General features: G+C 70.8%; 8 protein-coding genes. 4 read left to right on the top strand and 4 right to left on the bottom strand.

The features are described 5' to 3' along the window. Positions 1-49 precede the first annotated feature (49 nt). Positions 50-2,191 (bottom strand): M28 family peptidase, encoded by a 2,142-nt coding sequence (locus D7V97_RS33930; protein WP_120614766.1) that lies wholly within the window; start codon positions 2,189-2,191, stop codon positions 50-52. Positions 2,192-2,266: 75 nt separating this feature from the next. Between D7V97_RS33930 and D7V97_RS33935 the strand changes: the two genes are divergently transcribed. Continuing rightward, complete coding sequence (locus D7V97_RS33935; RefSeq protein WP_120614767.1) at positions 2,267-2,812, top strand: ester cyclase; 546 nt, start codon at positions 2,267-2,269, stop codon at positions 2,810-2,812. 135 nt (positions 2,813-2,947) lie between these two features. Beyond that, on the top strand, positions 2,948-3,577 hold the full coding sequence (locus D7V97_RS33940; RefSeq protein WP_233583399.1) for a class I SAM-dependent methyltransferase: 630 nt from the start codon (positions 2,948-2,950) through the stop codon (positions 3,575-3,577). A 4-nt stretch (positions 3,578-3,581) separates the two neighbouring features. On the opposite strand, the gene D7V97_RS33945 is transcribed toward D7V97_RS33940, so the two are convergent. From D7V97_RS33945 to D7V97_RS33955, 3 genes are all read right to left on the bottom strand, one after another. Continuing rightward, positions 3,582-4,475: a bile acid:sodium symporter family protein gene (locus D7V97_RS33945; RefSeq protein ID WP_120614769.1), complete on the bottom strand. Its 894-nt coding sequence runs from the start codon at positions 4,473-4,475 to the stop codon at positions 3,582-3,584. 65 nt (positions 4,476-4,540) lie between these two features. Beyond that, positions 4,541-6,337, bottom strand: coding sequence for a DUF885 domain-containing protein (locus D7V97_RS33950; protein WP_120614770.1), 1,797 nt, complete (start codon positions 6,335-6,337; stop codon positions 4,541-4,543). 896 nt (positions 6,338-7,233) lie between these two features. Continuing rightward, positions 7,234-7,797 (bottom strand): tRNA-uridine aminocarboxypropyltransferase, encoded by a 564-nt coding sequence (locus D7V97_RS33955; RefSeq protein WP_120614771.1) that lies wholly within the window; start codon positions 7,795-7,797, stop codon positions 7,234-7,236. Positions 7,798-8,010: 213 nt separating this feature from the next. Between D7V97_RS33955 and D7V97_RS33960 the strand changes: the two genes are divergently transcribed. Together D7V97_RS33960 and D7V97_RS33965 are read left to right on the top strand one after the other, a co-directional pair. After that, complete coding sequence (locus D7V97_RS33960; protein ID WP_255424860.1) at positions 8,011-8,958, top strand: 3-hydroxyacyl-CoA dehydrogenase family protein; 948 nt, start codon at positions 8,011-8,013, stop codon at positions 8,956-8,958. Beyond that, positions 8,955-9,575: a hypothetical protein gene (locus tag D7V97_RS33965; protein ID WP_120614773.1), complete on the top strand. Its 621-nt coding sequence runs from the start codon at positions 8,955-8,957 to the stop codon at positions 9,573-9,575. Before D7V97_RS33960 ends, D7V97_RS33965 begins: the two co-directional genes overlap by 4 nt. The last annotated feature ends 96 nt before the right edge of the window (positions 9,576-9,671 follow it).

A 9,671-nucleotide genomic window follows, 5' to 3' on the forward strand; every position in this document is an offset into this window, starting at 1 on the left:
GAGGGCGGGGATTCAGACGGGATCGGCGGAACTTCCGGTCGCGGGCCCCTCAGCGGATCCGCGTCATGACGCCGCCCTGGACCAGCAGCTCGAAGAGATCCTGGAGCGCCTCCACGGGGAAGACGTAGCCGTACTCGGCATAGGCGGCGTCGCGGATGTCCGCCACGGAGCGCGTACCGTCGGCGTAGCTCGCGAGCGCGTCGGGCAGTTGGTAGAAGCGCAGCTCGCTCTCCCCGCTCTCTCGCAGGGCCGTGGCCGCGGCGGTCATCGCGGCCTGCACCCCGGCCACCCGGGGCTGGGACGCGGCGGCCGCCTGGCGCGCCAGCTCGTCGAACGAAGCAAGCTCCTGGCCCTTCACGCGACGCGGAACGAACGCCCGCGCCAGGCGTTCGGCTTCGCTGGGAGCAGGCTCGCGCAGGGACACCCCGCGCGCCTTGCCTTCCGCCTCCAGGCGCCCCAGGGCCTGGGACTCGGCGTTCTCCAGCGCCCGGGTCATCGCCTGCACCGGTTTGGCGGGCGCGCCCAAAGGCAGACAGGAGCGCACGGCGTCGCGCTCCCGTTGGTAGGCGGCGCGCACCACGGCGCGGGCCAGGCGGACGGTGGCGGGCAGCTGCTCGGCGGGCGTCGCGGCCAGGTCGCGGCGGGCCCTGAACTCGTCCTCCGCCACGCGCCGCACGCCGTGCACCGCCACCAGGCGCGCCAGCTCCAGGGCGGCCGGGCCCTCCGCCCAGGCCGCGACGGTGACGGAGGCCAGACCCGCGAAGGCGGCGCGGTGCAGCTGGGTGGGGTCCACGTTCTCCGGCTTGTCGCCGCTGGTGTGATAGCCGTCGTCGGGCCAGGTGGAGAAGGCCACGCCGGGGATGCCGTGGTCGTTGAAGAGCTGGTGATCCGAGCCGCGGCCGTAGCGCTCCATGTGGACATCCATCGGGTCCTGCGATCCGGTGACCGAGCCGATGCGGAAGTCCTTTCGCGGCGGGTAGGCCACGCTGTTGAAGCGGTTCATGAAGGCCACCGTGGATTCGGACACGGCGTTCACGAAGCTGCCATTCCAGTCCGGCGTGTACGACACCTGGAAGCGCGAGTGGGCGCGGGTCAGGCTGGCGCCGAGCATGTCGAAGTTGAACTGGGCCACGCGCCGCACCGGATCCGCGCCGTGGTGGGAGAACCAGTCGCGGGTGCCCTCGAACTCCGGCAGCCACAGCACGCGCAGGGTGCGCACCGGAGGAGGCAGCACGCCCCGGCGGATCAGCGTGGTGTACGTGCGCACCAGCTCCAGCAGCGTGGCCGCCCCCGAGGCGTTGTCGTCGGCCCCGGGCTTGTAGTGATCCAGGTGCGCGGTGAGCACGACCTCCTCTCCGGCGCGGGTGCCAGGGATGACGCCGCTGACGATGCTGAGGTGTCCCGTGAAGGCTTCCGTGGCGACGCTCACGTCCACCTTCACCGGGCCCGCCTGAAGCTGGGCGCGCAGCTCACGCGCCTGCCGGTCCGAGATCATGAACAGGAAGGGCGTCGGTGTCCCCTGCGGCACCAGTCCCGGCGGGACCATGGCCCAGCCCACCTGATCCGGGAAGTCGCCGTCCATGCGGTGGGGCGCGTTCCAGGGGGGCGTCGAGTAGGAAGAGACCACGCCCACGGCGCCAAGCTTCGCCACTGCGTTGCGCAGGGTGGCCGAGGGATGGCCGCGCGTGAAGGCCACCCTGCCCTTCAGGTCCTTGCCGGCGTAGTCCTCATCCCGGGTGCCCAGGCCCACGTCGACCAGCTCCAGGCCCAGGCCTTCAAAGCTGCCGTTGCCCGCCGGCAGGGACATGGGCTGGTCCGCGTAGGACGTCACCCGGTACCGGTGCGGGCCGGCCACCCACAGCTCGCCACGGGTGGCTCGCCACTGGGGGCCGTCCTTCATCGCCTCCAGGTGGACGTCCTGCAGCCCCGCGGCCTGCGCGGCGGCCATCGTCCACGCGGCCGCGTCGGCGTAGCCCAACTGGGTGTCGCGGGCCATGAGGGCGAGCCGCTGCACGCCGTCGTGGATGCGGTCACCCGAGCTCTCCTGGATGAGGGCGCGCACCACGTCGTCCCGCAGCACCAGGCCGGTGGTGGGCGACACGGGCCCCAGCGGGGACGTGGGAGGCTGGGCGGCGGCGCTGAGTGTGGCGAGCACCAGGAGGGCGGCGAAGGGAAACGAGCGGGGGCGCATGGGGTCTCGGAATGGCGCTACGTCGTGCAGCGGGGACTATTCTTGCCCCGAAGCTTCCCCCGAAAAGAGGCCCCGGTGCTCACAGATCCCATCCGCAAGGCGCGACAGAAGCTGGTGCTGGACCACTTCCACGACGAGGTGAGGCAGGACTGGGACGACGTCCTGGCCACCTTCCCGCACCCGCACTACGAGCTGGTCCCCACCCTGACGGTGCACGACGGAAACAGCGCGGTGCGCGACTACTACCGCGCGACCCGCGTCGCGTTCCCCGACCAGAACCATGAGATCATCGCGCTGCGACACAGCGACGATGCCGTCATCGTCGAGTTCTGGTTGCTGGGCACCCACCTGGGCCCGCTCGGACAGATTCCGCCCACGGGCAGCCGGTTCCGGGTGCGGATGTCGGCCTACTTCATCTTCGATGAGACCGAGACGCTGGTCTGCGAGCGCGTCTACTTCGACACGCTCAGCATCCTCAAGCAGCTCGTCGGCGGGCTCGACATGAAGAACCCGAAGAACTGGCTGCTCGCCGCCCGCTGCCTCAAGGGCCTCCTGGCGATGTCCGGTGACAAGCCGGCCCCCTCCCTGACCGAGACCCGTCCGCCCGTCTTCAACGACTGACGCCACCCGAGGTCGACCTGACGGCGATTCCCTGGTCTGCTGGGGCCCCTCCTCCCAGGCACGGTGATCCGAATGACTCTCTTGCGTACTCAGGCGGTCCCCCGTCCGCTGGCGTGGTGGTGCCTGGGCGTGGTCATGGTCGCGACCGGCGCGTGTCGCTCCGAGGGCAGCAAGGAGGAGCGCCGTGAGGCAGCTCGCGCGCCGGTGCAGGCTCCGGCGCCAGAACAGCCGGCGCCCCTGCACGGGGTCGGGGGCGTCGAAGGCGATGACGCCGCGTATGACCGCTCCCGCCAGCCCGCCCGCGTCATCGCCGCGCTGGGCATCACCCCGGGACAGCACGTCGCGGACATCGGGGCGGGGCTCGGGTACTTCACGCCGCGGCTCTCGGATGCCGTCGGACCGACGGGACAGGTGGTGTCGACCGACATCGATGACGAGGTCCTCCGGCGGCTTCGCGCGCGGGTCTCCGAACGGAAGAACGTCGTGGTGCGGAAGGCGGCGCCGGACGAGCCAGGACTGGAGGCAGGAACGTACAACCTCATCCTGCTCTCCGAGGTCGACCACTTCTTGTCGGACCGGGTGGCCTTCCTGACCCGACTGCGCGCCGCGCTCACCCCCGAGGGCCGCATCGCGGTGACGCACCTCAGGGCCATGCGTCCACCGCTCGTCGCCGCCGCGCAGGCCGCGGGCTACGCCATCGTGTCCGAGGACACGAGCCTCCCGGACCACTACCTGCTCTTCCTCCAGCCCGCAGCCAGCCAGTGATGCCTCAGGGCCGGGGGCTCACCGCCGCCGAACCCGCGGCCTGTCTCCGGGCGACGAGGGCTCCAAAGACAGCCGCGGTGAAGAACATGATGACGCTGTAGATGGCCGCGGGGATGGCCATCACCGTGTCGTTGAGCAACCGGGGACTGGACGCGATGGCGATGGCGAGCGTGCCATTGTGGATGCCCACCTCCATCGCGATCGCCACCGCCTGCTTGCGCTCGACGCGCAGCAGCCCTGGCACCATGTAGCCGACCGCCATGCTGGCCAGGTTGAAGGCCAGCGCCGCCAGCCCCACGCTCTGGAAGTACGTCACCAGCTGCGCGCGCTCCTTGAGCGTCGCCGCGAGCACCACCAGCAGCAGGAACAGCGCCGAGGTGATGCGCACCGGGCGGTCCAGGCCGTCCGCGAGCGCCGGCCGCTTCGCGCGCACCCACATCCCCAGCGAGATGGGCACCAGGACGATGGCGAACACCTGGACGATCTTCGCGAACTGCAACGGGATGGCGCGCTCCTCCCCCATGAAGTGCAACAGGGAGAAGTTCACGATGAGCGGCAGCGTGAACAGCGACAGCACGCTGTTGACCGCCGTGAGGCTGACGTTCAGCGCGACATCACCCTTGGCCAGGTGGCTGAAGAGGTTCGCCGTCGCACCGCCCGGCGAGGCCGCGAGCAGCATCAGCCCCACGGCGAGCTGCGGCGGAAGCCCGAAGCCGTTCGCGATGGCGTAGCAGATCCCCGGCATGAGCAGCGTCTGACAGCCCAGCCCCACCAGCGCCGCGCGCGGGTACTCGGCCACGCGGCGGAAGTCCGCGAGGGTGAGGCTCAGGCCGAGGCCGAGCATGATCACCCCCAGCGCGAGCGGCAGGAACACCTCGGTGATGACACTGCTCTGCATGGCGGGGCCCCCCAGCGAAAGCCCCACTCTGCCAGAAAGCCCCCGTGTCCGGAGGCCCCCGGCGCTTAGCGGGACGCGGAAGGCGCCGCGTCATCGCCGAGCAGCAGCTGGCGGACGATGGGCACGGGCGGGTAGCCGTGGGAGACCACCGCGTCGTGGAAGCGCTGGAGGGTGAAGTCCTTGCCCCACTTCACCTTCGCCTCCTCGCGCAGCTCCATCAGCATCTTCTTGCCCAGCGCATAGACGAGGTACGTCGGATCCGACGTGCCACGGCGCGCCTCGCGCTCCGCGTTGATGCGCGTCATGTACGCCTCCTCCTCGAAGAGGCGCACCGCCTGGTCGTACGTCATCCCGCGCGTGTGCAAGGACAGGCCCGCCACGTAGCGCGCCAGCCGCTGGAGGTAGAGCGCCAGCTGGTTCAGCCGCAGCCGGTCCGCCTGCGGCCCCGTGCCGCCGAAGCCCTCGTCCAGCATCATCTGCTCGGTGTACAGGCCCCAGCCCTCGGCGAAGGAGCCCGAGCCGAACAGCCGGCGCACCTTCGACTGGACGCGGTTGGTCCACAGGAACTGCACGTAGTGGCCCGGGTAGGCTTCGTGGATGGAGACGATGGGCAGCGCGTAGCGGTTGTAGAAGCTCATGTGCTGCGAGGTCTGCTCCGCGCTCCACGTCGGATCCGCCGGCGTCACGTAGTAGTAGGCCTCCGTCGCCTTCGTCTCGAACGGGCCCGCCGTGCTCATGCTCGCGAAGGACAGCGCGCGGTTGAACGCGGGCGTCTCCGCCACCCGCGCGCGCACCTCGCTGGGCACGGTGATGATGCGGTGGTCGATGAGGAACTGGCGGATCTCCTCCAGCGTCGCCGTCGTCGTGGCCACCAGCTCCGCCGGGGCCGGGTGCTCCTTGCCCAGCTCGCGGTACACGTCCATGGGCGGCTTGCCCGGCGCGATGCGCCCCGCCACCTCGCGGAACTGCTCCTGCGTGCGCTTCATCTCCGAGCGGCCCCAGGCCAGCAGCGAGTCGATGCTGTCGGTGACGCCCTCCTCGTACTGGAGCTTCTTGCGGTACGTCTCCTCACCGATGGCGAAGGCCCCGTTCGAGCGGGGCAGCAGGTCGTCCTTCAGGTAGCGGATGTATCCGTCGATGGCGGCCAGGCAGCGCGCCTGCTCCTTCTTGAAGGCCTCCTGGAGCGCGGCGTCCTTCACCGGCTCGAAGGCCTGCGGCAGCGTCTGCGCGTAGAGCGCGCGCGTGCCCTTCACCTGCTCCAGGGCGATCTCCGTCCACAGCTTCGGCGGGTTCTGGAGGTTCGCTGGCGCCGCCGCGAAGACCTCCGGCACCACCGCCATGCGCTTCACCGCCGAGCGCATCCGCTCCTCCAGCGGCGCGAAGTCACGGTTGATGAGCTGGAACACGGAGCCCGAGGCGAAGCTCAGGTACTGGTTGGGGTTGCGCTCCCACGGGCGCACCGTCTCCAGGTCCAGGATGCGCGCCTGGAAGTGGTTCGCCAGCATGTCGTAGTCGGCCCGGTCCTCCAGCGGCAGCGCGGCCCGGTCCACCGCCAGGGGCAGCGCCGCGAGCCGCGCCTTCAGGTACGCCAGGTGGGACGCCCGCTCCTCGGGCCGGAAGCCGCGCAGCTCTCCGTCGTAGGTGTGGACGCCCGCGGACGTGGCGGCCATGGGCGAGCGGCGGAAGTGCTCCTCGAAGTGCGCGTCCACGAAGGCACGCAGTGCGACCTGGGCCGGGGACAGCGCGGGCGTCGCGGCCTGGGCGGCCGGGGACTCCGTCTGGGCCGGTGGGCGCGAGGTGGTGCAGCCAGGGGACAAGAGCAGCAACGCGGCGAGGACACTCGTGGGGCGCAGTGCGTTCATGGAGCCTCGGGGGAAGGGACGCGGGAGCGTCGCCGAAGGCCCCTGGCACGGCAAGCGTCAGACACCGCGATTCCCTCCAGTGCCAGGTCGAAGCGGACGGGCAACCGCTCGCATCGCAGCCGTGGCCCGGCGGCCAGGCACCGATTCGGGGCATGGCGCTTCGCGGCTTTCATTTCATTCCCACCCTGTTCCCCTGGCCGGCCCCACGCCCTCCACGCGGATGACCGCCCCAGAGGGAAACCCCCTAGATGTCTGTCTTTGACATTGCCAACCCCTCACCCCATCGTGATTTCGCAACAAAAGCAGGACAACCCAGGAAAGGCTCCGCAGATGAAAAATATGCTCAAGTTGTTTGCACTCGCGGCAGCGGTGGTGTCACTCCAGGCATGCGGCGTTGCCGAGGCCCAGAACAATGCTCGGCCCCCGGAGGAGTCGGTCACCCTGAAGACGGAGCCAGGTGAGGCAGCCCAGCGCACGGAGCCGGGAGCCCAGGGGCTCAATAACGTCGCGAGCTGCACGGGGGATGATGGAAGCACATGCACGTGCGGCGCCGGTGTGGCCTGCATCTCCACCTCGAGCGGCTGCTGCTGCGGCTGCTCCGTCACCACCGAACAGCAGGCGGCGATCCCAGGCCAGAACGCTCCGACGGGTTCGACGCAGGCCCGCTGAGCGCGTGGCCTGGACCAGACACCGTGCCGGACCGGGGCCGCGCGTGTTCCGCGCGCCCCCGGCGCACACCGACTGCTTCAGCGAGACCTCCGGCTAGCAGTTCTGCTTGCAGGCCAGCGGTGTCGAGGTCGAGGTAGGGGGACCGGACTTGCTGCCACCGCCCCCAGGCGCCAACGCGATCAACCAGGATGAATCACAATTGAATCCAACCCCAGACACCCCGGGGCTCAGTTCAGCGTCCCGCAGTCGGCGATGCGCTGCACCCGGAGCGCGGCCAGCCGCTCCAGCGGTGCCGCCGTCTCCGGCCCTTCGAGCAGGGCCACCGCGCGCGCAATGGCATCCAGGGTGGACATGCCGGACGGATGCGAGGTGTCGCGGAGCCGGAGCATCCCGGGCTCGGGCGGCGGCAGCACCAGCCGGGGCAGCGCCCGCAGCTCGGGGAGCCGCTGCGTCATCCGCCGGGCCTGCGACCAGTTCCCGTCCAGGACCACCAGTTGCCTCGGCGCGGGGGCGTCCGGCGGTGCGGCGGGGCCATCCGGGAAGAGCAGCCAGGTGCCCGGCTCGGAGAGCACGGCCGTGTCATAGGCCGCGGGCTGCTTGCCGTGGATGAGCAGCTTCGCGTTCGTGAGGGCCAGCGCCGCCACGCGCCCGGTGTTGCTCCGCTTCGCGACCTCCATCACGTGCTGGAGGAGGAGGATCCGCGTGCGCGTCTCCACCCGGGGAATTTCTGCACACAGGCACAGGTGCGCCGAGAGGTTGCAACGCGGACAGCGGGGTGGGCGGGGAGGCATCCTCCGTCATCCTGGGCCGGCTTGGCCGCCCCTTCCACAGGAACCTGCCCACGAAGGAGCGCAGGCCCCAGGCTCAAGCCCCCACCGCCAGTCGCATGAACAATTGCAGCGCACCTTCACCGCATCGGTCTGACGCTCCGCGTTCGTGAAGGAGGGATTGCCTCCGTCACGCGGACGCGGCGACGCTGCGACGCCATGGGACACAAGCGGCTGATGAAGGTAGGCGTGGTGGGTGGCGGAGCCATGGGGTGCGGAATCGCGCTCGAGCTCGCCATCGCTGGCAGGCAGGTGGTGCTCTTCAACACGCGTGCGGACAGCAGTGAGCGCGCGCGGGTGAAGCTGGAGCGGGACGCGGCGCTGCTGGTGGAGACGGGGCTGCTGTCCCCGGCGGGGCTCACGGCCGCGCTCGGGCGCATCCGGCGCACCACGGTGCTCGCCGAGGCCGTCGTGGGCCAGGACCTGGTGCTCGAGTCCGTGCCCGAGGACCTCGTGCTCAAGCAGGAGGTCTTCCGTCAACTGGACGGGCTCGCGGCGCCGGACACCGTGCTCGCCTCCAACACCACCGCGCTGAGCGTGACGGCGCTGGCCCGCGACTGCACCCGGCCCGAGCGCGTCCTCGCGGCGCACTACTACCTGCCGGCGCACCTGATTCCGCTCGTGGATGTGATTCCCGGGGAGAAGACGGCCCCCGACGTCGTGGAGACCGTGCGGCGGTTGCTGGAAGAGGTGGGCAAGACGCCGGTGGTGTTCGCGAAGGACGTGCCGGGCTCGGTGGGCCCGCGCCTGTTGCAGGCGCTCATCGGCGAGGGCATCCGGCTGGTGCAGGAAGGCGTCGCCACGCCGGAGATGGTGGACCGCGTGCTCACGCAGGGGATCGGGCGGCGCTTCGGCGTGTCCGGCATCTTCGACCGGTTGGATCTCGCGGGGTTGGATCTCGTCACCGGCGTCATGCGCAACGCCGGGCGCCCGGTGCCCCCGGTGCTCGCGCAGAAGGTGGAGCGCGGCGAGCTGGGCCTGAAGACGGGCCAGGGCTTCTACACCTGGACGCCGGAGGCCACCGCCGCCTTCGAGGAGCGCGTCGCCCGCGGCCTCATCACCCAGCTTCGCGAGGACCGGGCCGAGGGCCGCCTCCCCAGCCCCACGTTGGAGACGCCGGAATGAACCCGGAGCTCGTGCTGCTGGATCCGGACGTGCTGTCGGACTTCCTCGCGGACGCCACCCGCGAATACCTGGCGTGCACCCCGGAGCTGCCGCCCCGGAGCTGGGCCGTCCTGCTGGGGCGCTTCGTGGGCGACGCGATGCGGGTGGAGCGCGTGCGCTTCGCCGCCAACATCCGGGAGACGGACGACTCCGTACTCCAGGAGTTCGACGCCACCATCATCCCGCGCTTCGGCGCCTGCTACGCAAACGGACGGCGCGGCTACTGGTGCGAGCCCCGGGAGCTGCTGCGCATCACCGCCGAGGCGGAGGCGCAAGGGCTGGAGGTGCTCGGCTCCATCCACCTGCACCCGGACTGGCACCGCATCGGTCCGCCCCACGAGCGCGGCCTGCGGGTGAGCCAGGAGCCCACGCCCATGGACCGGCACCTGTTCCAGGGCGCGGGCTGGCCGCTCAACATGATCCTCTACCTGGAGCGGCGCGAGGGCCGGCTCTACCACGCGCTCGGGGCGTGGACTGCCCCGTCCGAGTCCGACGCCCCTTGCCGTGCCATCGCCCTCCGCTACGGCACCCCGGAGCTCGAAGGCAGTGCCGCCAGGGCACGGGCCTCCTCCGCGTAGGCGGCCGGCAGGCGGGCATGCGCTCCAGGCCGGGGGGACCGCTTTGGACAGGGCCCCCCTGTCTCTTAATACACATCTGACGCTGCCGACGAACTC

This window comes from Corallococcus sp. CA053C (genome assembly GCF_003611675.1).
In the GTDB taxonomy this organism is placed as follows: domain Bacteria; phylum Myxococcota; class Myxococcia; order Myxococcales; family Myxococcaceae; genus Corallococcus.

Coding starts and splice junctions, on each gene's coding strand:
- D7V97_RS33940 (WP_233583399.1), top strand. CDS start 2,948: ATGGTCGCGACCGGCGCGTGTCGCTCCGAGGGCAGCAAGGAGGAGCGC.
- D7V97_RS33965 (WP_120614773.1), top strand. CDS start 8,955: ATGAACCCGGAGCTCGTGCTGCTGGATCCGGACGTGCTGTCGGACTTC.
- D7V97_RS33945 (WP_120614769.1), bottom strand. CDS start 4,475: ATGCAGAGCAGTGTCATCACCGAGGTGTTCCTGCCGCTCGCGCTGGGG.
- D7V97_RS33950 (WP_120614770.1), bottom strand. CDS start 6,337: ATGAACGCACTGCGCCCCACGAGTGTCCTCGCCGCGTTGCTGCTCTTG.
- D7V97_RS33960 (WP_255424860.1), top strand. CDS start 8,011: ATGAAGGTAGGCGTGGTGGGTGGCGGAGCCATGGGGTGCGGAATCGCG.
- D7V97_RS33955 (WP_120614771.1), bottom strand. CDS start 7,797: ATGCCTCCCCGCCCACCCCGCTGTCCGCGTTGCAACCTCTCGGCGCAC.
- D7V97_RS33930 (WP_120614766.1), bottom strand. CDS start 2,191: ATGCGCCCCCGCTCGTTTCCCTTCGCCGCCCTCCTGGTGCTCGCCACA.